The 25,696-nt window shown below is 59.8% G+C and carries 22 protein-coding genes, 1 tRNA gene and 1 pseudogene; 15 read left to right on the top strand and 9 right to left on the bottom strand.

Translation table 11 applies throughout. From position 1 onward, the window contains the following. Positions 1–339 precede the first annotated feature (339 nt). A pseudogene (locus ACQY8Q_RS17005) lies at positions 340–1,104 on the top strand (IS5 family transposase). Between the two features lie 241 nt (positions 1,105–1,345). On the opposite strand, the gene ACQY8Q_RS17010 reads toward ACQY8Q_RS17005, so the two are convergent. After that, a tRNA-Gln gene (locus ACQY8Q_RS17010) sits at positions 1,346–1,419 on the bottom strand. A gap of 264 nt (positions 1,420–1,683) precedes the next feature. Here ACQY8Q_RS17010 and ACQY8Q_RS17015 point away from each other — a divergent pair. Genes ACQY8Q_RS17015 through ACQY8Q_RS17025 form a run of 3 tightly spaced genes read left to right on the top strand, consistent with a single transcriptional unit; the run spans position 1,684 to position 4,439 of the window. Next, complete coding sequence (locus ACQY8Q_RS17015) at positions 1,684–3,276, top strand: Ppx/GppA phosphatase family protein (RefSeq protein ID WP_428427645.1); 1,593 nt, start codon at positions 1,684–1,686, stop codon at positions 3,274–3,276. Beyond that, positions 3,273–4,052, top strand: coding sequence for an RlmE family RNA methyltransferase (locus ACQY8Q_RS17020; protein ID WP_113316614.1), 780 nt, complete (start codon positions 3,273–3,275; stop codon positions 4,050–4,052). The genes ACQY8Q_RS17015 and ACQY8Q_RS17020 overlap by 4 nt, the downstream gene beginning before the upstream one ends. 3 nt (positions 4,053–4,055) lie before the next feature. After that, complete coding sequence (locus ACQY8Q_RS17025; RefSeq protein ID WP_428427646.1) at positions 4,056–4,439, top strand: VOC family protein; 384 nt, start codon at positions 4,056–4,058, stop codon at positions 4,437–4,439. A 12-nt stretch (positions 4,440–4,451) separates the two neighbouring features. Here ACQY8Q_RS17025 and ACQY8Q_RS17030 read toward each other — a convergent pair whose 3' ends face one another. Next, positions 4,452–5,864, bottom strand: a complete 1,413-nt coding sequence (locus ACQY8Q_RS17030; RefSeq protein ID WP_428427647.1) for a DHA2 family efflux MFS transporter permease subunit — start codon at positions 5,862–5,864, stop codon at positions 4,452–4,454. Between the two features lie 327 nt (positions 5,865–6,191). Here ACQY8Q_RS17030 and ACQY8Q_RS17035 point away from each other — a divergent pair, with 327 nt between their 5' ends. Then, positions 6,192–7,061 carry an MBL fold metallo-hydrolase gene (locus tag ACQY8Q_RS17035; RefSeq protein ID WP_428429809.1) on the top strand — a complete coding sequence of 290 codons (870 nt, stop codon included), beginning with the start codon at positions 6,192–6,194 and terminating at the stop codon, positions 7,059–7,061. Between the two features lie 194 nt (positions 7,062–7,255). Continuing rightward, the gene (guaB, locus tag ACQY8Q_RS17040; RefSeq protein WP_428427648.1) at positions 7,256–8,752 is read left to right on the top strand and encodes an IMP dehydrogenase; all 1,497 of its coding nucleotides are present in this window, start codon (positions 7,256–7,258) and stop codon (positions 8,750–8,752) included. Positions 8,753–8,816: 64 nt separating this feature from the next. Here the strand turns inward: guaB and ACQY8Q_RS17045 are convergent, their stop codons facing one another. Further along, positions 8,817–10,079, bottom strand: a complete 1,263-nt coding sequence (locus tag ACQY8Q_RS17045) for a low temperature requirement protein A (RefSeq protein WP_428427649.1) — start codon at positions 10,077–10,079, stop codon at positions 8,817–8,819. Positions 10,080–10,238: 159 nt separating this feature from the next. Here ACQY8Q_RS17045 and ACQY8Q_RS17050 point away from each other — a divergent pair, with 159 nt between their 5' ends. The 5 genes from ACQY8Q_RS17050 (at position 10,239) to ACQY8Q_RS17070 (ending at position 14,613) form a co-directional block, all read left to right on the top strand. Next, on the top strand, positions 10,239–10,658 hold the full coding sequence (locus ACQY8Q_RS17050) for an MAPEG family protein (RefSeq protein WP_428427650.1): 420 nt from the start codon (positions 10,239–10,241) through the stop codon (positions 10,656–10,658). 231 nt (positions 10,659–10,889) lie between these two features. Beyond that, a complete protein-coding gene (locus tag ACQY8Q_RS17055) occupies positions 10,890–12,020 on the top strand; it encodes a DUF3734 domain-containing protein (protein WP_428427651.1) in 1,131 nt (376 codons plus the stop codon). Beyond that, positions 12,017–12,757 carry an acetoacetate decarboxylase gene (locus tag ACQY8Q_RS17060; RefSeq protein ID WP_428427652.1) on the top strand — a complete coding sequence of 247 codons (741 nt, stop codon included), beginning with the start codon at positions 12,017–12,019 and terminating at the stop codon, positions 12,755–12,757. Before ACQY8Q_RS17055 ends, ACQY8Q_RS17060 begins: the two co-directional genes overlap by 4 nt. 12 nt (positions 12,758–12,769) lie before the next feature. After that, complete coding sequence (locus tag ACQY8Q_RS17065; RefSeq protein ID WP_428427653.1) at positions 12,770–13,552, top strand: 3-hydroxybutyrate dehydrogenase; 783 nt, start codon at positions 12,770–12,772, stop codon at positions 13,550–13,552. 185 nt (positions 13,553–13,737) lie between these two features. Then, positions 13,738–14,613, top strand: coding sequence for a dienelactone hydrolase family protein (locus tag ACQY8Q_RS17070; RefSeq protein ID WP_428427654.1), 876 nt, complete (start codon positions 13,738–13,740; stop codon positions 14,611–14,613). Between the two features lies 1 nt (position 14,614). Here the strand turns inward: ACQY8Q_RS17070 and ACQY8Q_RS17075 are convergent, their stop codons facing one another. Beyond that, positions 14,615–15,514: a hydrogen peroxide-inducible genes activator gene (locus ACQY8Q_RS17075; protein ID WP_428427655.1), complete on the bottom strand. Its 900-nt coding sequence runs from the start codon at positions 15,512–15,514 to the stop codon at positions 14,615–14,617. Positions 15,515–15,623: 109 nt separating this feature from the next. On the opposite strand from ACQY8Q_RS17075, the gene katG reads away from it, so the two are divergent. Then, the gene (katG, locus tag ACQY8Q_RS17080; RefSeq protein WP_428427656.1) at positions 15,624–17,831 is read left to right on the top strand and encodes a catalase/peroxidase HPI; all 2,208 of its coding nucleotides are present in this window, start codon (positions 15,624–15,626) and stop codon (positions 17,829–17,831) included. A gap of 357 nt (positions 17,832–18,188) precedes the next feature. Here katG and ACQY8Q_RS17085 read toward each other — a convergent pair whose 3' ends face one another. Continuing rightward, on the bottom strand, positions 18,189–19,139 hold the full coding sequence (locus ACQY8Q_RS17085) for a LysR substrate-binding domain-containing protein (protein ID WP_428427657.1): 951 nt from the start codon (positions 19,137–19,139) through the stop codon (positions 18,189–18,191). A gap of 230 nt (positions 19,140–19,369) precedes the next feature. On the opposite strand from ACQY8Q_RS17085, the gene ACQY8Q_RS17090 reads away from it, so the two are divergent. Both ACQY8Q_RS17090 and ACQY8Q_RS17095 read left to right on the top strand, forming a co-directional pair. Then, entirely contained in the window at positions 19,370–19,663 is a 294-nt protein-coding gene (locus ACQY8Q_RS17090) for a DUF1127 domain-containing protein (RefSeq protein WP_428427658.1), read from the top strand. A 391-nt stretch (positions 19,664–20,054) separates the two neighbouring features. Further along, positions 20,055–20,345 carry a hypothetical protein gene (locus ACQY8Q_RS17095; RefSeq protein ID WP_428427659.1) on the top strand — a complete coding sequence of 97 codons (291 nt, stop codon included), beginning with the start codon at positions 20,055–20,057 and terminating at the stop codon, positions 20,343–20,345. Positions 20,346–20,362: 17 nt separating this feature from the next. Here the strand turns inward: ACQY8Q_RS17095 and ACQY8Q_RS17100 are convergent, their stop codons facing one another. Continuing rightward, entirely contained in the window at positions 20,363–21,214 is an 852-nt protein-coding gene (locus ACQY8Q_RS17100) for a DUF937 domain-containing protein (protein ID WP_428427660.1), read from the bottom strand. Positions 21,215–21,405: 191 nt separating this feature from the next. Between ACQY8Q_RS17100 and ACQY8Q_RS17105 the strand changes: the two genes are divergently transcribed. Next, positions 21,406–21,837 carry a GNAT family N-acetyltransferase gene (locus ACQY8Q_RS17105; protein WP_428427661.1) on the top strand — a complete coding sequence of 144 codons (432 nt, stop codon included), beginning with the start codon at positions 21,406–21,408 and terminating at the stop codon, positions 21,835–21,837. Positions 21,838–21,840: 3 nt separating this feature from the next. Here ACQY8Q_RS17105 and ACQY8Q_RS17110 read toward each other — a convergent pair whose 3' ends face one another. The 3 genes from ACQY8Q_RS17110 to ACQY8Q_RS17120 form a co-directional block, all read right to left on the bottom strand. Beyond that, complete coding sequence (locus ACQY8Q_RS17110; protein ID WP_428427662.1) at positions 21,841–23,214, bottom strand: glutamate--cysteine ligase; 1,374 nt, start codon at positions 23,212–23,214, stop codon at positions 21,841–21,843. A 146-nt stretch (positions 23,215–23,360) separates the two neighbouring features. After that, a complete protein-coding gene (locus ACQY8Q_RS17115) occupies positions 23,361–24,098 on the bottom strand; it encodes a 16S rRNA (uracil(1498)-N(3))-methyltransferase (RefSeq protein ID WP_428427663.1) in 738 nt (245 codons plus the stop codon). Between the two features lie 16 nt (positions 24,099–24,114). After that, positions 24,115–25,620 carry an inorganic phosphate transporter gene (locus ACQY8Q_RS17120; protein WP_428427664.1) on the bottom strand — a complete coding sequence of 502 codons (1,506 nt, stop codon included), beginning with the start codon at positions 25,618–25,620 and terminating at the stop codon, positions 24,115–24,117. Between the last annotated feature and the right edge of the window lie 76 nt (positions 25,621–25,696).

Below are 25,696 nucleotides of genomic sequence, written 5' to 3' on the forward strand. Positions count from 1 at the left end.
GCAGCCATAAAGCATGGCCGAAATGCCATGAATGGGCTTGAAATATAATGGATATTCAACGTGTTGACGTCGTCATAGGATTGGCATGAGCCAATAAAAGGGACGGCCACGGCGTTTCGTGGCAGCGAGAGAGACGTCAATCTACCCGCCCGGCCCTATTCTAAATCTAATAGCAGCCGCGCCCTGTCCTTGCGGACGACAGGCCTTTCGCAGATTTTTCCGGAAAATGAAACCCCGATTTTTACGAGGCTGGCTGCCTTATTCGGCCGCGCACTCATAAACCGGATTTTCAAATCGGTTTGATTTTGATTCACTGAAGCCTTGATATGGAGGCTTCTGATGACCCGTCGCCGGTTTGATCTCACCGATTTCGAGTGGAGTGTTATTCAACCCTTGTTGCCGAATAAGCCGCGCGGCGCGCCCCGGGTTGATGACCGGCGGGTGATCAACGGCATCTTGTGGCGGTTCCGGACAGACTCGCCCTTGGGCAGACGTTCCGGATCGATATGGTCCGTATACAACTTGCTACAACCGGTTCGTGCGATGGCGCAAAGCAGGCGTCTGGGATCATGTTCTGGGCGAGATTTCCAAGGCTTTCGATGGCGATATCGTCATGATCGGCAGCTCCTGTGTCCGTGTTCATCAACATGCGGCGACGGGAAAAAGGGGGATCAAGACGATGGCTGCATGGGACGTTCCCGTGGCGGCTTGACCACCAAAACCCACGCCGTTGTCGATGCCGATGGTCGACCGATGCGTCTCGCACTCACAGCCGGCCAAGCCCATGATGACCGCATGGCGGAACCATTGTTACAGACAATCTCCAAGGGCGCGATCCTGCTGGCGGACAAGGCCTACGATACCAACGCTATACGAGCATTTGCAAAGCAACGGCAGGCATGGGCCAATATCCCGGCCAAAAGCAATCGGAAGGGAAGCTTCCCTTTCAGCCGATGGGTTTACCGGCAGCGCAATCTCGTTGAGCGTTTCTTCAGCAAACTCAAACAGTTCAGAGGCATCGCCACCCGTTACGACAAAGACCCGATGAACTTTCTCGCCGCCGTCAAATTGGCAGCAGCTAGAATTTGGATCAGATCGTTATGAGTCTACGGCCTAGAGAGAGATTGCATGGCAACTGGCATCGGGACGGCTGTGTGACGCGCTTAGTGCTCGCTGAATGCACAGAGGAGGAAAATCGCTGCAATAACCGGTCGCAGCCTTCGCGGTGTGCGTTCTATCCTCGATTCGCACTTTTGAACCGTAATCCCCGACTGCGCGAGAAAGCAATTTCCAAAATGTCCACAAACGTTACGTTAGCGAAACCAAAAAGACGTAAAGAAAAACATGGCTGGGGAACCTGGATTCGAACCAGGACTAACGGAGTCAGAGTCCGTGGGTCTACCGTTAACCTATTCCCCAAAACTGCTTGGGCGATGTTTGTGCCCAGCCGGTGAGGCGGGCTTATAAACAAAAGATCGGGGGATGCAATAGATTTTGGCAAAAAATCCGCAAGCCCCGGCAAAAACTCGCAGAGGCCACTGTGAAAGGTGCGCGATGGGCACTTACTGCACGCCGTGCAAAAAGAATTTGGCGAATTGGGACGGCACTGGTAAAGTCCACCCAACGAAAATCAAGAGAGCGCCTTGAGCGGCTATCGTTCCGCGCGGCGCAATGGACAGACACGTGAGAGACCCCGACAACGGCGAACAGCCGTCCGTTTCCGGGGCGTCGGCAGCAGACCGCAACGATGGGCAGTCAGTACCTCGTTCCGGCAAAGGCAAGCGCAGGCGGGGAAAACCGTCCCGCGCAGCCTCTGCGAATGCCAGTTCCTCCGTTGGTAACGGAGAAACACGGCGTCCCGAAGTGACAGATGCCACCGGAGAACCGGTGCGCAAACGCAAGCGCAGGCGCCGTTCCAAATCCGGCCAGGCACAGCCTTCCGTTGCCTCCGGTGCAGTCGCCGAGGCCGCTGGTCCAAAGGCCGTTGTGGTCCCAGGCGTAGACACGTCCAGCCGCAAACGCAGCAAGAAGAGCAGGCAGCGCCGCAGCCTGCAGGGCCGCCCGCTTGCGGTCACCGAAAAGCCTCGGCCCGTCAGTGACGCCGCAAAACAGCCGACGTCGCAGCCTTCCGCTTCCAGTGCGCGGACCGAAGAGCGTCCGTCGTCCGGCGCCAATGGTCACGAGCGGCGTGGCAATGGCCAGGCGTTTTCCTATGGCTCCGATTCAGGCTCGCCGCTTTATGCGGCGCTCGATCTCGGCACCAACAATTGCCGGTTGTTGATTGCGCAGCCGACCCGTCCGGGCCAGTTCCGTGTCGTCGATGCGTTTTCGCGCATCGTCCGGCTGGGCGAAGGGCTCGGTGCGTCCGGCCGCCTGTCGCAGGATGCGATGGACCGGTCGATCGAGGCCTTGAAAGTCTGCGCTGCCAAGCTGAAGACCCGCGAGATCCGCAAGACCCGGCTGATTGCCACCGAGGCCGCTCGTGCTGCGGAAAACGGCGAGGCTTTTCTGGAGCGCGTTCTGGCAGAAACCGGCCTGGAGCTGGAGATTATCAACCGCGAGACCGAGGCGCGGCTTGCCGTTTCCGGCTGCTCGTCGCTGGTCGGGCGCGAAACCAAGTCAGTGGTGCTGTTCGATATCGGCGGTGGTTCCTCGGAAATCGCCGTCATCAAGATCGGTGAGAACCGGTCGAGCCGGCTGGCCAATCACATCACCCACTGGACATCGCTGCCGGTCGGCGTCGTGACGCTGTCGGAGCGTCATGGCGGCCAGGACGTCTCGCCGGAAAGCTTCGAGGCGATGGTGGTCGAGGTTCAGGGCATGCTGTCCAATTTCGATTGCCCGGCCATCCACACGCTCGACAATCCCGGCGACGAGAACGGATTTCACCTGATCGGCACCTCCGGTACGGTAACGACGCTGGCTGGTGTGCATCTCGATCTGCCGCGTTATGATCGCCGCAAGGTCGATGGCCTCTGGCTGTCGGACGACGAGGTCTCGGCGATGCAGGCGCGGCTTCTGTCCTGGGATTTCACCGCCCGTGCCGCCAATCCCTGCATCGGGCCGGACCGGGCCGATCTGGTTCTGGCCGGATGCGCCATTCTTGAAGCCATTCGCCGTCGCTGGCCATCTGAGCGCATGCGCGTTGCCGATCGCGGCCTGCGCGAAGGGCTTTTGACCGATATGATGGCCGATGATGGTGTCTGGCGGCGTGGCCGCGCCCGCCGCCATCCGCGCGGCATGCAGTACGGTTCCCACGAAGGAAACTCACAATGACAAAACCCCCGATCGGCGGAAACCGCACCGGGCGCAAGCTTGGCCAGAAGGTCAAGAAGGGCAAGCTGAAGGCGTCGTCCCGGCGCTGGATCGAGCGGCATATCAACGATCCCTATGTGCAGCGCGCCCAGCTTGAAGGCTATCGCGCCCGCGCGGCGTTCAAGCTTTTGGAGATCGACGAGAAGCACAAGATCCTCACCGGCGCCAAGCGCATCATCGATCTGGGCGCGGCACCTGGCAGCTGGTCGCAGATCGCCGCCAAGGTGACGAACTCGACCGATAGCGATCCGAAGGTCGTGGCGATCGATTTTCTCGAGCTCGACCCGCTGGCCGGCGTCCATATCCTGCAGCTGGACTTTCTCGACCCGACGGCGCCGGAAAAGCTGATGACGGCGCTGGGCGGCACGCCGGATCTGGTGCTTTCGGACATGGCGGCGCCCACCACGGGCCATCGCCAGACAGACCATATCCGCACCATGCATCTCTGCGAAGTCGCGGCCTATTTCGCTATCGACGTTCTCGGTGAGGGCGGGCATTTTCTGGCCAAGACCTTCCAGGGCGGCGCAGAACGTGAGCTGCTGACTTTGCTGAAGCAGAACTTCAAGCAGGTCATCCATGTGAAGCCGGCGGCCTCGCGGGCCGAATCGGTCGAGATGTTCCTGCTCGCCAAGGGCTTCAAGGGCCGCAAGCCCGGTGCCCGCTCGCTCTATGATAGCGAGACCGAGATTGACGAGCGCGAAGTGGTGGACGAGCGGGATTCGGTGGAGGCCGATTGAGCCGTGCTTCTCTATGTGACCATCGGCAGCAATGATCTCGACCGGGCGCAGCTGTTTTATGACGCAGCGCTCGCGCCGCTGGGTTTGAAGCGTCGCAAGCAGGATGATGTCGAGATCGGCTATGGCGCCGAGAGCGATAGCCGCTGCCGGCTCTGGGTGGTCACGCCGCACAACCGCAAGACTGCCACGATCGGCAATGGTTCGATGGTCGCGCTCGAGGCGGAAAGCCGCGCCGTGGTCGACGCATTCTATCAGGCAGCCCTTGCCCATGGCGGCACCGACGAGGGCGCGCCGGGTCTGCGGCCGTTCCACGCGCACTTCTATGCAGCCTTCGTTCGCGATCCCGATGGTAACAAGCTGTCGGCAGTCTGCGAGCGGCCGCAATAGGCCATTCCCGCCTTACTTGACGCTGATCGTCTCTGTCTCCGGATCTGTCCGCATCCGGTGGCCGGAGACCGATGCGCCAGCCGTCTTCGACATGCCGATCAGCGGAATGATCGCCGTCAGGGTGATCGCCGAGATCAGCATGAAGGCGAGCTGGAAATCCCCCAGCTCCAGCTTCGATCCCGTCAGCGTCGTTTCGATCTCAAGAATGGCGCCGGCAACGGCAACACCGAGCGCCAGGCTCATCTGCTGCAGCACGGCGGTCATCGATGTGGCCTTGCTTGCCATCGAATCCGGGATGTCGGCAAACCCCAGTGCATTGACGCTGGTGAAGAAAAACGAACGGGCAAAGCCGGCCAAAAGCAGGATGAACATCATAACGGCATAGGGCGTTGCCGGCGTGAACAGGCCATTGACGAACGTCAGGATCGTGCCGGTGATGCAGGCAAAGATCAGTGTCGTGCGGAAACCGGCAAAGATCAGCACGCGCTTGGCAAAGAATTTTGTCGTCAGCGCACCAACGGCGCCGACGAAGGTGATCATGCCCGACTGGAACGGCGTCAGGCCAAAGCCGACCTGCAGCATCAGCGGCATCAGGAAGGGGACGGCACCGATCGAGATGCGAAACAGCGTGCCGCCGATCGCTGCTGCCCGAAACGCGCTGTCCTTGAACAGGTTGAGATCGAGCAGCGGGGCAGGGTGGCGCCGCGCATGGCGGACATAGAGGAACCCGCAGATGATGCCGATGACGACGGCGGCAGCGCCGATCTGTGGCGGCAGTGCCGGCAGGCTCATCACCGACAGCCCGAACATCGTGCCCGAGGCCGCAATGGCGCTGAGGAAGAAACCCTTGATATCGATTGGTGGCGGCGCGTCGCTCTTGATCTCCGGCAGATAGATGCCCGACAGGATGTAGCCAATAATGCCAACCGGAACGTTGATCAGGAAGATCCAGTGCCACGAGAAATAGGTGGTGATGAAGCCGCCGAGCGGCGGGCCGGCAAGTGGCCCGACAAGCGCCGGGATGGTGAGTAGCGCCATGGCGCCGACCAGCTCGCTGCGCTGCGTCGAGCGCACCAGCACAAGGCGTGCGACCGGCGTCATCATCGCGCCGCCCATGCCCTGCAGGAAGCGCGACACGACGAAGGCAAACACGCTGTCGGCGACGGCGCAGAGGATCGAGCCGAAGACGAAGACGAGAATGGCAGCCCGAAAAATCCGCTTGGCGCCGAACCGGTCGGCCATCCAGCCGCTCAAGGGAATGAAGATCGCCAGCGACACCATGTAGGATGTCAGCGCCAGCTTCAGCGTGATCGGTCCGACGCCGAGGTCATGGGCGATCGCCGGCAGCGATGTAGCAATGACGGTAGAGTCCATCTGCTCCATAAACAGAGCGACGGCGAGGATCATCGGAACGATGCGATTCATGCGAATGGCCTTGCGCAACTGCGGAGCGACCGGAACATAGGACTTTTTTGCCAAAAGTCGTCATGCGGCCCTCACTTTGCGATCACATCCGTGTGAATTCTACAGCCATCTCCTGTCAAGACCCTAGATGTCGCCTTGGTGATTGGACGGGTCCGTCGTTCAATCCAAAAATGCCCGCCTTCCAATCAAAAAATGGAGAACAGCATGACGACGTCTATTCCCTTGAGCCGCCGTGCCTTATTTGGAGCTACAGCCGTTGGCGCCCTGGCGGCACCGTTCGTGATGACGCGGACGGCTTTTGCGCAAAGCGAACCGAAAGCGGACACGATGAAAATACCGGCCAGCAGGACCAGCAGTTTCAAGATCGGCAAATTTGGCGTCACTGTTATCAGCGACGGTCTCCGCATCGGCGAAAAGCCCGAGGAAACCTTCGGCACCAACCAGACGCCGCAGGCGGTCGCTGATCTGCTTACAGCCAACTTCCTGCCCACCGATAAATTCGTCAACGGCTTCTCGCCGACCCTGATCGATACGGGCTCGGAGGTGATCCTGTTCGATACCGGCATGGGCGAGGGTGGGCGTGCTGCTGGTGCTGGTCATCTGCTGGAGGGCATCAAAAACGCCGGTTACACTCCGGATCAGGTCAGTATCGTTGTCATCACCCATATGCACGGCGATCATATCGGCGGCCTGATGGAAGGCGGCGCGCCGGCCTTCAAGAATGCCCGCTACGTTGCGGGTCAGACAGAGTTCGATTTCTGGAAGGATGAAGCCCGGGTTGGCACGCCGGCCGAAGGTGGGCACAAGGGTGTTCTGAAGAACGTCGTGCCGCTGGCCGACAAGATGACCTTCATCGGCGATGGCGCCGATGTGGTTCCCGGTATCACCGCGATGGCGGCCTTTGGGCATTCGCCGGGCCATATGATCTTCAAGGTCGAATCGGAAGGCAAGGGGCTGGTATTGACCGCCGACACCGCCAACCATTTCGTGCTGTCGCTGCAGCGGCCGGATTGGGAAGTGAAGTTCGACATGGACAAGACAAAGGCCGCCGCGTCACGGAAAAAGGTCTTCGATATGGTCGCCACGGACCGGCTGCCATTCGTTGGTTACCACATGCCGTTCCCGGCCGTCGGTTTCATCGAGAAGTTCGATCAGGGCTATCGATTCGTGCCGGAAACCTACCAGTTCGAAATCTGATATTGCAGTTGCGAACAGAATCTTGGCTGGCCCGGCACTCTTGCCGGGCTTTTGCTATTTCCAATCCGTCATATCCGTGTTACCAGCCCTCGCCAACTTCCAAGAAACTCTCGCCCGCTTGAGCGCGGCGAGTCTTCCACCGCACTGTTGCCCAACTGTGCGGGGAGAACACCTTTTACTGAAGGGATTTGGCCATGGCGCGCATCATCGAAACGGCAACCGGTTTGGAGGCACTGACCTTCGACGACGTTCTTCTGCAACCCGGACATTCCGAGGTCATGCCGGGGCAGACGAATATCGCCACCCGCATTGCCCAGGACATCGACCTCAACCTACCAATCCTCTCCTCGGCGATGGATACGGTCACGGAAGGCCGCCTGGCCATCGCCATGGCGCAGGCCGGCGGCATCGGCGTCATTCACCGCAATCTCACTCCGATCGAACAGGCCGAGCAGGTTCGCCAGGTCAAGAAGTTCGAAAGCGGCATGGTCGTCAACCCGGTGACCATTAGCCCCGACGCAACGCTTGCCGACGCGCTGGCTCTCATGAAGATGTATTCGATCTCCGGCATCCCGGTCGTCGAGAATGCCACGGGCGGCATACCCGGCCGCCTGGTCGGCATCGTCACCAACCGTGATGTGCGGTTTGCATCTGATCCGGGCCAGAAAATTTACGAACTGATGACCCGTGAAAACCTGATCACGGTCACCGAGAACGTCGATCAGAAGGAAGCCAAGCGTCTTCTTCACACGCACCGCATCGAAAAGCTGCTGGTCATCGATGCTGACCGCCGTTGCGTCGGTCTGATCACTGTCAAGGATATTGAAAAGTCGCAGCTCAACCCGAATGCCTCGAAAGATGCACAGGGCCGCCTGCGTGCGGCTGCCGCCATCAGCGTTGGCGATGATGGTATCGAGCGGGCCGAACGCCTGATCGATGCCGGCGTCGACCTGATCGTCGTCGATACCGCGCATGGCCATTCGCAGCGCGTCCTCGATGCCGTTACCAAGGTCAAGACCATGTCGAACTCGGTTCGCGTCATGGCTGGCAATGTCGCAACAGCCAGCGGCACCAAGGCACTGATCGATGCCGGTGCGGATTCCGTCAAGGTCGGTATTGGCCCGGGTTCAATCTGCACCACACGCATCGTTGCCGGTGTCGGCGTGCCGCAGCTCGCAGCCATCATGTCGGCTGTCGAGGCGGCCCAGGCCGCCAATATCCCGGTTATCGCCGATGGCGGCATCAAGTTCTCGGGCGATCTGGCCAAGGCCATCGCTGCTGGCGCCTCCGCCTGCATGATCGGCTCGCTGCTGGCCGGTACCGATGAAAGCCCGGGCGAAGTGTTCCTCTACCAGGGCCGCTCGTTCAAGGCCTATCGCGGCATGGGCTCCGTCGGCGCCATGGCGCGCGGCTCGGCTGACCGCTATTTCCAGGCGGAGGTCCGCGACACCCTGAAGCTGGTGCCGGAAGGCATCGAAGGCCAGGTTCCATACAAGGGGCCGGTCTCCGGCGTTCTGCATCAGCTCGCAGGCGGTCTGAAGGCCTCGATGGGATATGTCGGCGGCGCAACGATCAAGGACTTCCAGGAGCGCGCCACCTTCGTGCGTATCTCCGGTGCGGGCTTGCGCGAAAGTCACGCCCATGACGTGACGATCACCCGCGAAAGCCCGAACTATCCGGGCGCAATGTAAGCGACGGCGATAAACCCGACTATGAAAAAAGCGGCGAAGGTATCTTCGCCGCTTTTTCTTTGTCTCAGGCGTCCAAGGCCCGCTGAAGGGCGGCGCTGCCATAGCGATGGCCTTTGATCTCGTAGCCGACGACGGGAACGAGCGGCGCAAACATCAGGATGACGAGGCAGAAGGTCATGCTGACGCCGGCAGCAGCACACACGACCGCCAGGATAACCACCGCCGTCATGCCGATCATCAGCCCGAGATAGAAAGTGTCCAGCTTGCGCAGCAGGTAGACGTAATGGGCAAAGACCAGCGTGACATAGGCAAACACCGGCACTGCGACGGTGAGAACGGCGGCAACCGCGCTGATATGCGCCTTATGCTCAATATAGTAGGCCGCCACATGCAGACCGGCGCCGGTCGCCGCGATCGATGCGAAGATCAGAATATGGCCGTATCCCCAGAGGAAGGAGCGCTCGCGGAAACGGTGCAGCACCTGGCCGGACGGCAGCAGGAAGTAGAGCCACCACATGCCGAAGGTAAGGCCGGTGCCGGCAACGCAGATGAGGATGGCGTCGAGGCTCCATCCCTGCTCGCCGACGATGGCCGAGATCGATGCCACGGTTCCGACGACCCCTTCCCCGAGCGTGATGATCGCCAGCAAACCGTAGCGCTCGGCAATGTGATGCGCGTGCCACGGCGTGCCGGCGCCCTTGCGTTCGGCAACGACCGGGCCCAGCATTTCAATGAGGGTGAGCACAACGACGCAGAGAAAAGTCGGCAGCAGCGGCATGTCGATGAAGATCAGCGCCACCCAGCCGACCTGGGCAATCGAGATCGCCGTCGCATAGGACAGGCAGGCTGAGCGGCATTCCGGCGTGTGCCGTGCGGCGCGCAGCCATTGAAAAATCATCGCCACGCGCATGATGACATAACCGAGCACCATGATGCCGTTGTCGACATGGGCGCCCTTGTCGATCGATTCAAACATCTGCGGCAGTCCGAGTGCCAGGATCAGCACGCCGCCCATCTGCACCATCGTGGTCAGCCGGTAAATCCAGTCGTCGGTGTCAAAGGCGGAGGCAAACCACGAGAAGTTCACCCAGGCCCAGCAGACGGCGAACATCGCAAATCCAAAGCCCATCAGCCCGGCGGCGTAATGGCCTTCGGCAAGCAGATGGGCAAGCTGCGACCCGGCAACGCCAAAGGCGATGACGAAGGTCAGGTCGAACAGCAGTTCGAGCGGTGTTGCCACCCGGTGGTGTTCGTGCGGATCGCGTCCGCGCATCGCGCTCGCATGATGGGTGGGCAATGAGGCTACGGGAGCATGCTGTTCGGACATACGATTCTTTCTCGCGGCTGCAGAAGTATTGTTTCGAACATCCTTCATTCATAAAACAGCTGTCAAGCATGGATCGGCCTACAGGAGCACCGCCGTTCTGTTCTGGATTTCCCGCCCGCCCGCTATAGATCAAGTCAGGTTCGAATCGACGGAGTGATCATGCCCATATCGACTGCAATCTTCTGGCCGGTCATCGCGCAGGTTGCGCTGGTCCACGCGATCTATTTCCTGATGCTGAGGCGGCGTTACACTGCCGTGCGCGCGGGAACGGCCAAGGCATCGGATTTCTGGATTCCCGCCATCGAGCCAGAGCCCAGCGCCACCGTCGCCCGCAGCCTGATCAACCAGTTCGAGCTGCCCGTGCTCTTCTTTCTGGTTTGCACGCTGTTGTATGTAACGGCGGGCGTCAATCATGCCGTGGTCGCCATTGCCTGGCTGTTTGTGCTCAGCCGTTTTGCCCATGCCTATATTCATGTAACATCCAACCGGTTGCGCATCCGCCAGCGGCTTTTCGTCATCGGGTTCGTATTGAATTTCGTCCTGTGGGTGCTTTTCGCGGTTCACATCGCCAGTTTTTGACAGGGTCCGGCGTCACATTCTGTTGCATTGCACAGCGCACAGTCCTGGGTTAGCATCTCGGAGATCGGGTAGGGCGGCGGGTCGAGTTTTCTTCTAATGTATTGAATATAAATGAAATAAGCTTTCCTTCTGCTCGTCCCGCATTACGAAAACTTAATTTGCGGAAGCAGGACGCCGTCATTTCCAAGTGCTAACATTTCGCAATTGCAGCATACGAAGGGGGCGCATTCAGTGAGTACCATTTCGACGGGAAAGACCGTTCTGGTGTTTCAGGGCGGCGGTGCTCTCGGCGCCTATCAGGCCGGTGCCTACGAGGCTCTGCACGAAGCCGGTATCCGCCCCGATTGGCTGGCCGGCATCTCCATTGGCTCCATCAATTCTGCGATCATCGCCGGCAGCCCGGTCGATGCCCGTGTCGATAATTTGCGCACCTTCTGGCATCGCGTCTCGTCCGGTCTGCCGGGCCATTTCCTCGGCAATGGCGATGTGATGCGCAAATGGTTCAACGAATCGGCTGCCGTTCTCGGTTCGCTGACGGGGGTGCCCGGCTTCTTTACGCCGCGGGCCTTTGCGCCCTGGAATATTCCGGGCGATCCGATGGCGGCGATCAGCCTTTATGATACCGCTCCTCTCCAGGAGACGCTGGCCGGCCTGATCGATTTCGACCTGATCAATGCCGGTGCCGTCCGCCTCAGCCTCGGTGCTGTCGATGTCGTCAGCGGCAATTTCAACTATTTCGACAATACGGAATGCGATTTTTCGCCGAAACACGTGGCCGCTTCCGGCGCCCTGCCGCCCGGCTTCGCGCCGGTGGAAATCGACGGCCGCTACTATTGGGATGGCGGCATCGTCTCCAATACGCCTCTCCAGCGCATTCTCGGCGGCAGCGAACTGGAGAGCGACATGTGCATCTTCCAGGTCGATCTGTTCAGCGCCAAGGGACAGTTGCCGAAGGACCTGTTCGATGTCGAGGCGCGCGAAAAGGAAATCCGCTTCTCCAGCCGCACGCGCCTGAATACCGACCAGTTCCGCAAACTGCAGACTGTCCGCATGGCGGCCAAACGGTTGATGGAAAAACTGCCGGAGCAGCTGAGAGACGATCCCGATGCGCGGCTGCTCGAAAAGATCGGTAATGATTGCGCCGTCACCATGGTGCACCTGATTTACCGGCATGCGGCCTATGAAAGCGGTTCCAAGGATTACGAGTTTTCGCGGCTCTCGGTCGAGGAGCACTGGAAAGCCGGGCATGACGATGTGGTCGAAACGCTCAATCATCCGGATTGGCTGAACCGCACGCGCCCGACCAATGGGATACGGGTTTTCGATCTTGCCGAGCAACGCCTGCGTGGGAAAAAATCATGAAAATCGAAGATGTCGTTCGCAATGCCTTTGCCATGCCGCTGACGAGCCCATCCTATCCGCCGGGTCCGTACCGGTTCGTCAACCGCGAATACATGATCATCACCTACCGCACCGATCCGGAAGCGTTGCGCCGCGTGGTGCCGGAGCCGTTGCAGTTCGATGAACCGCTGGTGAAATACGAATTCATCCGCATGCCGGACTCCACCGGTTTCGGCGACTACACCGAGTCCGGCCAGGTCATCCCGGTCACTTATGAGGGCGTGCACGGCGGTTATGTTCATTCGATGTATCTCAATGACGACGCGCCGATCGCCGGTGGCCGCGAGATCTGGGGCTTTCCGAAGAAACTGGCCGAGCCGTCGCTGACATCGATGAAGGATGCGCTGGTCGGCACGCTCGAGTATGGCGGCCAGCGCGTGGCGACCGCGACGATGGGCTTCAAGCACCGCACGCTCGACACGGCCAAGGTTCTGGAAAGTCTGAAACAGCCAAACTTCATGCTAAAGATTATTCCGCATGTCGATTGCACGCCGCGCATCTGCGAACTGGTCCGCTACTATCTCGAAGACCTGACGGTAAAGGGCGCATGGGAAGGTCCGGGTGCCTTGGCGTTGTTCCCGCACGCACTGGCCCCGGTCGCCGATCTGCCGGTACTGGAGGTCAAATCCGCCGTCCATATCCTCTCCGACCTGACGCTGGGTCTCGGCGAAGTGGTCCATGATTATCTTGCAAAATAGGGAGTTAAAACCATGAAACTCAAGGACAAGGTTTGCATCGTCACCGGCTCGGCCAGTGGCATTGGCCTGGCGATCGCCAAGAAATACATCTCGGAAGGCGCCAAGGTCGTCATCGCCGACCTGAAGCTCGAAGCGGCGGAAGCGACGGCCAAGGACCTGACGGCGCAGGGACCGGGCGAGGCGATCGGCCTTGCCATGGACGTCACCAGCGAAGACGCAGTCAATTCAGGCGTCGCCGCAGTCGTTGCCAAATGGGGCCGAGTGGACGTGCTGGTCTCCAATGCCGGCATCCAGATCGTCAACAAGATCGAGGACTATGCCTTTTCCGATTGGAAGAAGATGCTCGCCATCCATCTCGACGGCGCCTTCCTCACCACCAAGGCCTGCATTCCGCATATGAAGGCGCAGAAGGGCGGGGCGATCATCTATATGGGCTCGGTGCATTCGCACGAAGCCTCGCCGCTGAAATCGGCCTATGTTACCGCCAAACACGGCCTGCTTGGCCTTGCCCGCGTGGTTGCCAAAGAAGGCGGACCGGACGGCGTGCGCGCCAATGTCATCTGCCCCGGGTTCGTGCGAACGCCGCTGGTCGACAAGCAGATTCCGGAGCAAGCCAAGGAACTCGGCATTTCCGAAGACGAGGTCATCAAGAAGGTGATGCTTGGCGGCACGGTGGATGCACAGTTCACCACTGTCGAGGATGTCGCCGAAGTAGCGCTGCTGTTTGCCGGTTTCGAGACCAATGCGCTGACCGGCCAGTCGCTCGTCGTCAGCCATGGCTGGTATATGCAGTAGGCAAGAAACGTGATCCGGCTGACGCTGGCCGGATCACGTTTGCGTCAACTCAGCGACGTTGTCATTGTCTAATGCTTCAAGTGCCGCAATTCTGTTTCCTCGGCAGGACGTGATGTCGCGATCGAACGCTATCGCAGCGCCTGCAGGTCCTTCGGACCTGATGGCGCCGGCCACAGGAGGAAAGCATGGACAAGCCGCAGATCACCCAGGCGATGATCAACGCCTATGACGAGTACACCCATCTGAGCCTCGACCGCCGCGCCTTCATGCGCAAGCTGACGGCGCTGACCGGATCGGCCGCAACTGCCGCTGCCATCGCGCCGCTCTTGGCCGCCAATAGTGCGCAGGCGGAAATCGTCCCGGAAGCCGACCCGCGCGTGAAGGCCGAGGATGTCACCTATCCCGGCGCCGGTGGCGATATGAAGGGCTATCTGGTGCGCCCGGTCGATGCGACCGGCAAACTGCCTGCCGTCATCGTCATCCACGAGAACCGCGGCCTCAACCCGCATATCAAGGATGTCGCCCGCCGCATGGCGCTGGAAGGCTTCGTAGCACTTGCTCCGGACTTTCTCTCACCCGCCGGCGGAACCCCGGCCGACGAGGACAAGGCACGCGAAATGATCGGCGCACTGGATGGCAAGCAGACCGTCGATAACGCGGTTGCGACCGTCGCCTATCTCGAAGGCAATGACCTCACCACCGGCAAGGCCGGCGCCATCGGTTTCTGCTGGGGCGGCGGTATGGTCAACAAGCTGGCCGTCGCCTCTCCGGACCTGAAAGCCGGCGTCGCCTATTACGGTGCCCAGCCGCCGGTTGAAGACGTACCGAAGATCAAGGCGGCGCTGCTGTTGCAGTATGCCGGTCTCGACGACCGCATCAATGCCGGCATCGACGCCTACAAGAAGTCCCTGACCGACAATGGCAAGGACTTCACCATCCACATCTACGACGGCGTCAACCACGCCTTCAACAACGACACGTCGGCAGCCCGTTATGACAAGAAAGCCGCCGATCTGGCCTGGAGCCGGACTGTGGAGTTTTTGAAAGCTAAGGTCGCCTAATCTACTGCAGCAGGCGTTTCGCCGCTTCCGATATCAGGCTGGCCAGCGCGTGCTGGTCGTTCTGACGGCCGCTTCGGGTGCGCCAGACGAGGCCGATCTTGCGCGATGGCTGCGGCTCGGCGAAGGGAACGATCCGCATGCGATTGCGGGTCTTTTCATCGTTGACGGCGATCTCCGGGATCAGCGTGATGCCCATGCCGTGGCTGACCATCTGCAAAAGGGTGGCCATCGAGGTTGCGCCATAGTTGGCGACGCGTTTGCCGGAATGGATGCCGCACACCGCCAGCGCATGGTCGCGCAGGCAATGGCCTTCCTCGAGCAGAAGCAACCGCTCGACATCGACCTTGTCCTCGGTCATTGGCGACATCAGGATGGTGTTTTCATCCTCCGTGCTGGCGATCAGGAACCGGTCTTCAAACAGCAGCGAACTCGACAGGTTCTCCTCATCGACTGGCAGCGCAACAATGACGCTGTCGAGCCGTCCATGACGCAACTCGTCGAGGAGGGGGCCGGTGAGAAGCTCTTTTAGTTCGATCTGCAGATTGGGATAGCGTTCGCGCACGAGAGGAATGAGCACGGGCACGAGATAGGGCGCAACGGTCGGAATGATCCCCAGCCGGTGTTTACCTTCCAGTACCCCGGTGACCTGGCGCGCCTGTTGATAGAGCTGGTCGATACCGCCAAGGATCTTGCGCATTTCCGGCAAAAGCGCTTCGCCTTCGCGCGTCAAAAGTGTCGGCCCCTTGCCGCGCTCCACAAGCTTGACGCCGAGTTCGCGTTCCATTTCGGCGACCTGCGCCGAGAGTGCCGGCTGGCTGACATTGACCATCAAGGCCGCCCGTCCAAAATGCCGGGCACTGGCGAGCGCATCGAAATAGCGCATTTGTCGTATGGTGATCATGATAGGTTTATCCTATCGATATTTCAATTAAATACAATTGGAAATTATGGAGCTTATGGGAGATGTTGCGGCGGAACCAAAACAATTGCATTTCAAACAGGAGGCAGAAATGGACGCCAAAGTCGAGAAAACGGGCAAGTGTCCGGTCATGCACGGGTCGCTCACCAGCAACTCGGGCGAGGGGACATCGAACCGGGAATGGTGGCCAAATCAGCTCAATCTGAGAATTCTGCACCAGAATTCCGCGCTCTCTGACCCCTTGGGTGCAGCCTTCGATTATGCCGGGGCGTTCAAGACGCTCGATCTTGCTGCGGTCAAGCAGGACATCTTTGCCCTGATGACGGATTCCAAGGATTGGTGGCCGGCCGACTTCGGTCATTACGGCCCCTTCTTCATCCGCATGGCCTGGCACAGCGCCGGCACTTACCGTACCGGCGATGGCCGTGGCGGTGCTGCCTCGGGTACGCAGCGCTTTGCACCGCTCAACAGCTGGCCGGATAACGTCAACCTCGACAAGGCGCGGCGCCTGCTCTGGCCGATCAAGCAGCAATACGGCAACGCACTCTCCTGGGCCGATCTGATGATCCTGGCCGGCAATTGCGCGCTGGAATCAATGGGCTTCAAGACCTTCGGCTTTGCCGGTGGCCGAGCCGACGTCTGGGAACCGGAAGAAGATATCTACTGGGGTGCGGAACGCACCTGGCTCGACGACAAGCGCTATAGCGGCGAGCGTGATCTGGAAAACCCGCTCGCAGCCGTGCAGATGGGCCTGATTTATGTGAACCCGGAAGGCCCGAACGGCAATCCGGACCCGCTGGCGTCCGCCCGCGACATCCGCGAAACCTTCGCCCGCATGGCCATGGACGATGAGGAAACCGTTGCTCTGATCGCCGGTGGCCACACGTTCGGCAAAACCCATGGCGCCGGCGATGCCGCCCATGTGGGCCCCGAGCCGGAAGGTGCTGATATCGAACAGCAGGGCCTCGGCTGGGCCAGCAGCTACGGCAGCGGCAAGGGTGGCGACACCATTTCCAGTGGCCTCGAAGTCACCTGGACCTCGACGCCGACGCGCTGGAGCAACAACTTCTTCTGGAACCTGTTCGGCTATGAATGGGAACTGACGAAGAGCCCGGCCGGTGCCCACCAGTGGACGCCGAAGCACGGCATGGGCGCCCGCTCGGTGCCGGATGCCCATGATCCGGAAAAGCGCCATGCACCTGCCATGCTGACCAGCGACCTGGCGCTGCGCGTCGATCCGGCTTACGAGCAGATCTCTCGCCGTTTCTACGAAAATCCGGATCAGTTTGCCGATGCCTTTGCCCGCGCATGGTTCAAACTGACCCACCGCGACATGGGTCCGAAGGCGCGTTATCTCGGTCCGGAAGTGCCCAGCGAAGACCTGATCTGGCAGGATCCGATCCCGGCAGCCGATCATCCGCTGATCGATGCAGCCGATATCGCTGACCTGAAAGAAAAGATCCTGGCAACGGGCCTGACGGTTTCGCAACTGGTGTCGACGGCCTGGGCCTCGGCCTCGACCTTCCGTGGTTCGGACAAGCGCGGCGGTGCCAATGGTGCACGCATCCGTCTTGCCCCGCAGAAGGATTGGGAGGCCAATCAGCCGGAGCAACTGGCGACGGTTCTCGCCACGCTCGAAGGCGTTCAGAGGGCGTTCAACGATGCTCATCTGGGCGGCAAGAAAGTGTCGCTGGCCGATCTGATCGTGCTCGGTGGTGCAGCCGCCGTCGAAAAGGCTGCAAAGAATGCCGGTCAGGATGTTGCCGTTGCCTTCACGCCCGGCCGTACCGACGCGTCGCAGGAACAGACCGATATCGTATCCTTCTCGGTGCTCGAGCCGGTTTCGGACGGTTTCCGCAACTATCAGAAGGCAAGCTTCACGGTATCGGCCGAGGAGCTGTTGATCGACAAGGCACAGCTCCTCACCCTGACGGCTCCGGAAATGACGGTTCTGGTCGGCGGCCTGCGGGCGCTGAACGCCAATCATGGCCAGTCTCAGCATGGCATCTTCACCGCACGCCCGGAAACCCTGAGCAACGACTTCTTCGTCAACCTGCTGGATATGGGCACGGTCTGGAAAGCGGCTTCGCCGGACAAGGAAAGCTTCGAAGGGCGGGACCGCACAACCGGTGAGTTGAAATGGACCGCCACCCGCACCGATCTCGTCTTCGGCTCGAATTCCCAGTTGCGCGCTCTGGCCGAAGTCTATGGCCAGAATGATGCACAGGGGAAATTCATCCGTGACTTCGTTGCCGCCTGGAACAAGGTGATGAACGCAGACCGGTTCGACATCGTCTGATCGGTTAAGGGTGCGCAACTGCCGCAAGTGGTGGGTTCAGCCATCTGTATTTTGGAAGCCGGGCTCTGAAAAGGGCCCGGTTTGCGTTCAGCGGGCGAGATCAAGGCATTTTGTTGTTAATCAACCCCTAATTTTATAGGGGATTACACCAAAAATGTTCCAGTTCGGCCTCTTGGGCATATGTTCATATTGTAATATAAATGCCCTGCAGTGCTTTTTGGGGCTGCGTATGACCAAATTATATTGCAGTCGATTTTTACGGCCGCGTTTTATGGCCGAGTATCAATAAGAGCAGATACAAAAGGGCCGCGCCTCCGCAAGGAGCACGGCCTTTTTGCTGGTTCAGATGGCCGGGTCTTACCAACCAGGCAGCATATGGCTCTGGCGCAGCCGCGGATAACGCGAAAAATTCTTCATATCGCCAGCCATATCGTCGGTGCTCGTCGTCGGCGTGATATTGTCGAGGCAGGCGGTGATGTGATTGGTGATCGCATTCGACAGCGACGGCGAAAGGCCCGGACGCTTCATGATGCCGATCTGCACCGGGGCCAGCGCCGGAAAACCGTCCGCCTGCGTCAAAACCTTCATGCCCGTGCGTAGCGCCGATTCCGGCAGCACCGAAACGGCCATGCCGGCCAAAACTGCAGCCGCGACCACCGTCGATGACCAGCTGGTAAACAGGATATTATATTCCTTGCCGGTGGCATCGAGCGCCGAACAGGCGGCCTGCCGCCAGCCGCAATCGCGTTTGCCGACGGCAAGCGGTACCGGCGCATTTTCCGGCAGCGGATGGTTGATCGAGCTGACCCAGCAGAGTGGTTCGGTGCGAACCACGTCGGAGGCGCGGGCGCGCGGATTGTGCGTGACCAGTGCGATGTCCAGTTCGCCCCTAGCCATCTTCTCGGCAAGATCCACCGAGGGCTCGCAGACGATGTTGAGCTCGACATTCGGATGAGTCTTGGCAAAGCGGACGATGATCTCCGGCATGTAGCGGTCGGCATAATCGTCGGGCGTGCCGATCCTCAGCGTTCCTTCCAGCCGGTTGTCGTCGAAGGAGGCGATCGCTTCATTGTTGAGCCGGATCATCCGCCGGGCAAAATTGAGCAACCGGTCACCTTCCGTCGTCAATCGGTTGCCGCGCCCGTCCTTGGCAAACAGCTGTTTGCCGATGCGCTCTTCCAGCCGGCGCATCTGCATCGAGACCGCCGATTGCGTCTTGAAAACACGATCTGCAGCCTTGGTGAAGCTGCCGGTATCGGCGATGGCTACGAACGTCTGCAGTTGATCGATATCGAGCGGTGCGGACATGGTTTTGGTCCTCAAAAAGAGCACTCATAAAATTGTTTGATGAATACCATTAGAAACATTCGTTGGACTGATCAATAAGGATTTGCGAATTTGGGCTTGCAAATCGCATTCTGAACCACTCCGGCGAGCCTCCTGCACAGCCGGTCCACCATCATAGTTTCGACCCAACCCCCGCGCCGACCTCCCAGCGGGGGAAGGGTCGCTTCGTGCCTGCGAAAAGGAGCAGTATCATGCGCACGACCGACCACGCACTTGACCTCACCCTAGCCGGGAAGCTGTCCGCGACATCCCGCCAGACGGGATTGATGGGCGTGCTGCTATCGGTATGGCGCCAGCTGCGAAGCCGAAATTCCATCGGCCGCCTGCGGGATCTCGATGATCATCAGCTGCTCGACATGGGGCTTTGCCGCCATGAAGTGCGCGAGGCGTTGACGTCATCCTTCTTCGACGATCCGGGCCGACACCTGACACAGGCGTCCCGCAATCGGGCGAATACGTTTTACCGGAATGCGCGTCACGATTGATCCGCGCATTCGCAGCGCGGGGCTCAAGGTCGGAAAGCCCCGCAGACAGTTTTAAAAGTTTTGTTGCGTGACCTCAGACGTTGAAAAACGTTCCACGCAACAGGGACGCGCAGCCGCCTCTGCGCGTTACCGTTCCCCGCAGGGTTAGAGCCAATTGCCCTGCTGCTTGCCCGGTGTCCGGTCCCCAAGACCGGTACCGGGCTTTTTCTTTTTGGGAAGAGAGGTGAGGGGATGCGGCTGGCTTGGTGAAATCACATCGCGAGTTTTCGGCCCGATCTCCTTTCGGCGATCGGTATTATGCGTACCTCCTGCCTACCTCTTAAGACTGATAGAACATTAGATTGGCTCAACGTATTGTGGTCGCACGACTTCCTCCAAAAGGAGTTTTGCCATGACCGATGCCGATACGAATAAGTGGGATTTCGATGATAACGGGAAAATGACGACACATGGGCTGGTCGAATGGGGCGTCGCATCGGTCTTGGGACAGATTGTACTGCGCATAGGCTACGTCCGATCGCAGCGCGAGCACGAAATCTACAACGGAACAGACCAGGCGCCGCATCAGATCCAAGTGAAGATTTCGGCTTCGGCCGCAAAGGAATTGTCGATGCAATTGACCAAATATGCCGAGGGTCTGGAACTTAAACTTCCAGCAGAAGTATCGCCCAGCGGGTTATAAAGGCCCCAACCCAAGGTTCAGACGCTGGTATTCTTCCGATAGGTCTCGAACAGCCCGTCGATGCTCTTCTGATATTCTTTCTGCGCCACAAGCCCGCTGTCGAACATGCTGTTGAACATGTCGGTGAACGGCGCCATCGGATTGGCATCGGCAGGCTTCTTTTCCGGCTCCGGTGCGGCGGCCGCTTGCGGCTTTCCACTCATCATGTCCTGAAAAGCCTTCATGAAAGGATTGGCGGCAAACATATCCGGTGCGGATTGCTGTTTTTCTTCAGGCTTGGCCATGCCGAAGAAGCCCTGCATCGCCTGCGTGAAGGGATTGTCGAACGGATTGGGTGCCGGTTGCGGCTTCTTGCTAAAGCCGGATGCTTCCAGCCACGGCTTCATCATCGCTTCCATCGGCGTATTGGCAAAGGGGTTCTGCATTCCGCCCATCGGACTGCCCATCTGGCCGGAAGCCTGCTTGAACAGCCCGCCCATGATCGCGCTTGCCACCACTGGCAGCATCTGCTTGTAGATCTCCTGGCCGATGCCAGTCATCTGCGCCGCTTGCCCGGAGATTGCCTGCAGCATGTCCTTGGAGCCGAAAAGCTGATTGAGAATGGTGTTGCCATCAGCCAATCCTTGTGGCGTGAAAGCCTTGTTCATATCCTCGAAATATTGCGCGTAATTGCCGTTCGACATGCCGGTGAGGAACGTGCTGAAATCATAGGGATTGGCTGTGTTGCGCTTCAGCGCCGTGGAAAAGGCCGGCATCAGCGCTGCCGTCGCCTTGGCCATCTGCTCCTGGGCAAGGCCGAGCTGCTTGGCCATCACATCCATGGCATTGCCGTTCTGCGCCTGCATCATCATATCAAAAAGCGGGATCATTTTTCCGTCCTCTCCAGCAGGCAGCGCAACGCATGTGTCTGCACTATAACGGGAAAAGCCCACGAGAACACCGCTTTTTGTTAGCCGGGACACTACTGCCCGGCACGCTGTCCACGCCGGCGGAATTTCACGCTCCACAAGGTCCGGGTGTTCGCCTATTCTCTTTTGGTAAAGCCAGGAACGGAACCCGCATGAAACGCCCCATCATCGAAATCATCCCTGAAAACGCCAGTCAAAAGGACGCGGCACCGATCCTCGCCGTTCTGGAGAAGCATGCAGCACTCCACATCGGTGCAATCGAGGAAAAGCCGGATTTCGCCATTCTGCTGCGCGATCCCGATACGCAAGAGGTTACCGGCGGTCTCTATGGCATGGACGGCTTCGGCTGGGCCTTCGTCAAATATCTGGCGGTCCCCGATGAATATCGCGGCCAAGGGCTCGGCTCGCGCCTGCTTGCCGAGGCGGAAGCGATAGCGCGGGCGCGCGGCTATATCGGTGTCTGGCTGGATACGTTCGAGTTTCAGGCGCGGCCGTTCTACGAGAAGCTCGGCTACACGGTGTTCGGCGAGCTTGAAGGCGCGCCGAACGCAATACCGCGTTATTTCCTGAAGAAGCGGTTCTAACGCTTAATACTGGTAGTCGGTGAAAACCGGCTCGACCGAACCATTCCAGCGGCCGTTATAGAGCGCCAGAAGATCCTCAGCGAGCGTTGCCTTTTTGGCCAGCACTTCGTCGAGCGGAGCAAGGAAGATGCTTTCGTCAACGTCGTCGCCGTTCAGCCGGTTGCGGTTCTTCAGGCCGAGCCGCGAAATCGACATCACTTCGCGGGCGATATCGAACAGCGATGTGCCGCGATGCGTGGCCGCAAGGCCCTGTACCGGGACCGCATTGCGCATCGCAAGCGTGTCTTCATAGGTCCAGTTGCGGGTCAGGTCTTCAGCGGCGTCAAGCGCTGCGCCATCATACAGCAGGCCAACCCAGAAGGCCGGCAGCGCGCAGATGCGGCGCCACGGGCCGCCATCGGCGCCGCGCATTTCCAGGAAGCGCTTCAGGCGCACATCCGGAAACAGCGTCGAAAGATGGTTGGTCCAGTCGCCCATGTTGGGCTCCCAGTCGGCAAGCTCGCCCTTCATAGCGCCATTCATGAACTGGCGGAAGGTGACATGCGTGCAGTCATGATACTTGCCGTCACGAACGACGAAATACATCGGCACGTCGAGCGCCCATTTGACGTAATCTTCAAAGCCGAAATCGGCATTGAACACTGCAGGCAGCACGCCGGCGCGCTGGTTGTCGGTGTCGCGCCAGATATCGCCGCGCCAGGAGAGCAGTCCGTTCGGCTTGCCATCGGTAAAGGGGGAGCTGGCAAACAGCGCCGTCGACAGCGGCTGCAGCTTCAGCGACACCTGCATCTTGCGGCGCATGTCTTCTTCGGACGAGAAGTCGAGGTTCACCTGGATGGTGCAGGTGCGATACATCATGTCGAGGCCCTGCGTACCGACCTTCGGCATATAGCGGCTCATGATGTCGTAACGGGATTTTGGCATGCGCGGTGTCTCCGCCAGCGTCCATTTGGGACTGCCGCCAATACCGAGGAAACGGATGCCGAGCGGCTCGGCGATCTCGCGCAGATCGGCCAGATGGCGGTTGGATTCCTTGCAGGTCTGATGCAGGTTTTCGAGCGGCGCGCCGGACAGCTCGAACTGGCCGCCAGGCTCCAGAGAAATCGCACCCTGGCCGGAATGTTCGGCTAGACCGATGATATTGCCGGCGTCGATGATCGGCTCCCAGCCGCTTTTCTGCGCCATGCCGTTCAAGAGGGCCGAGATACTGGCATCACCGGAATAGGGAACCGGGCTGTTGTCTGCCTTGAAGAAGGCAAACTTCTCGTGCTCCGTACCGATGCGGAATTTGTCCTCCGGCTTGTTGCCCTCTGCCAGATATTCGGTCAGGTCTGCAACGGAGGTAACCGGCGTCTGGTCGGTGGTGTCTCTGGCCATGGGCGTCTTCTTTTGAACGGGCTGGACCTGCCGGACGGCAGACATCAGAAGGGTGATTGAACCGGTTTCAGGTGTGGTGCAAGTGAAATTGTTTCAAGGCCGGATCAAATTTTCAACACCTTAAAACGGCTTGAATTCCTCAGTTTCTATTGCCAGTCGCCAATCGATGCCTGGATCACCGCCATCGCTGCCACAGCCGCCGTATCCGCGCGCAGGATTCGCGGTCCAAGCGGGATGGCCGTGACGAAATCGAGACTGCGCAGCAGAGACCGTTCGATATCCGAAAAACCGCCTTCCGGACCGATCAGCAGCGCCAATTTCCGTTCTTTCACCGCCGCCAGAACCGGCAACGGATTTTGCCCGGCATCGCCCTCGTCACAAAAAATAATCCGGCGATCCTTCGGCCAGCCGCTCAGAATATCGTCCAGCCTGCGCGGTTCTGCGACCTCGGGAATGCCGAGAACGCCGCATTGTTCGGCGGCCTCAACGACATTGGCGCGGACGCGATCGAGATTGCTGATCTTGCCCTGCACATGCTGGGTCATCACCGGCTGCAACAGGCCGGCCCCCATCTCCACGGCCTTCTGCACGAGATAATCGAGCCTACCGACCTTCAGCGGCGCAAACAGATAGTGCAGATCGCAAGGTGCCGGCTGCGGCCGGGCCTGTTCGGTGGCCGTCAGGAAAAGCCGTTTCTTGGTTGGGAATGACAGTTCAGCCTGCCATTCGCCATCGCGGCCGTTAAAGACAAGCACGGCGTCGCCCGCCTCGAAGCGCAGCACGTTGACGAGATAGTTGAATTGCTCCCGCGAGACTTCGTAGATCGTCCCCTTTACCAGCGGCACGTCGATGAAAAGCCGCTGCATGCGGAAGTTGGCGCGCATAGATCAGTCCTTTAGTCTAGATAAAGAGTGCTGCGAAAACCATGTAGACCGCCGCCGACAGCAGCGCCGAAATGGGAACGGTGATAACCCAGGCAGCGACGATTGTCATGAAATGCGACCGCCGCACCAGACGGCGCCGGTGCGATTCTTCCGGACTGTGCTGGACACGGCGCTCGAAGTCCAGTTGCCCGGTTTTCTGGCGCACATATTCCAGCCGCCGCTTCGAGTTGCGGGTGTACCATTCGCGGAAAAAGCCGATGCCGAAAACAGCGCCGACGGCCGTATGCGTGGTCGAGACGGGCAGGCCGAGCGATGTGGCGATGATAACGGTGATTGCCGTTGCCAGCGCCACGCAATAGGCGCGCATCGGATTGAGCTTGGTAATCTCCTGGCCGACGACGCGGATCAGTTTCGGGCCGAACAGCAGCAGCCCGCAGGAAATGCCGAAGGCGCCGATCAGCATGACCCAGAGGGGCACATAGGTCGTCTGCACGATGGCAAGGCCATTGACGTTTGCAACGATGGCCGCGAGCGGGCCAACCGCATTCGACACGTCATTGGCACCGTGGGCGAACGAGAGAAGTGCGGCCGACAGGATCAGCGGCATCTGAAACAGCTTGCGTAGCGACTGGTTGCGGTTGTCGAGACCGCGCGCCTGGCGGGCTATCCAGGGCTTGCTGACAACGGCGGTCAGAGCCGCGACTGCCAGGCCAATCAGGATGCCTTGCGTCATCGGAATATGAGCCACCTTCTCGATGCCGATCACGGCAAAATAGGTGGCGAACGATCCGGTCATGACGGCGAGCAGGACGGGCGTCCAGAACACCGCCGCGTCGATCTTGTCTTCCCGGTAGATAATGAAGGTCTTGATAAAGGCTAAAAGCAGCGCCGCGATGCCGCCGCCGAGGATCGGCGAAACCATCCAGCTGGCGGTTATTCCCGCAAGCGATACCCAGTGGATCGAGGAAAATCCGGCCGCCGCAACGCCCGATCCGAGGATGCCGCCGACGATCGAGTGGGTGGTCGAAATCGGCGCGCCGGACCAGGTGGCGATGTTGATCCACACCGCAGCCGAAATCAGCGCTGCCATCATCACCCAGACGAAGGCCTCGCCGGATGGCATCTGGGCTGCATCGACGATCCCGGCCTCGATTGTCGAAACAACGCGCCCGCCGCCAAACACAGCGCCTGCGACCTCGAAGATGGCGGCGATGATCAACGCCGTGGTCAGGGTGATCGCTTTGGACCCCACGGCCGCGCCGACATTGTTGGTCACGTCATTGGCGCCGATGTTCATCGCCATATAACCGGCGACCGCAGCGGCGGCGAGAATGATCAGGTATTTGGGTTCTTCGGACACATAGATCGCCGCGAAAATCACGCTGACCAGCATGAACAGCAGCCCTAGACCGATACCGGCCCAAGGCCGCAACACATGCTGCGTGGCCTCCTCGGTCAGGGTCACCTTGTCGAGGTATTTGTCGAGTGTCGGTTTTTCGAGGCTCGGGCGCGGTTTTGTCACCGTCTGTTCTCCAATTCAGTCTGCCACCCCTAGATTTAGGGGTAAGCACCGTTCGGCGCAGCAGGATCGGGGAAGC

Origin of the sequence: Pararhizobium sp. (assembly GCF_965279435.1) — a bacterium.
GTDB lineage: Bacteria > Pseudomonadota > Alphaproteobacteria > Rhizobiales > Rhizobiaceae > Pararhizobium.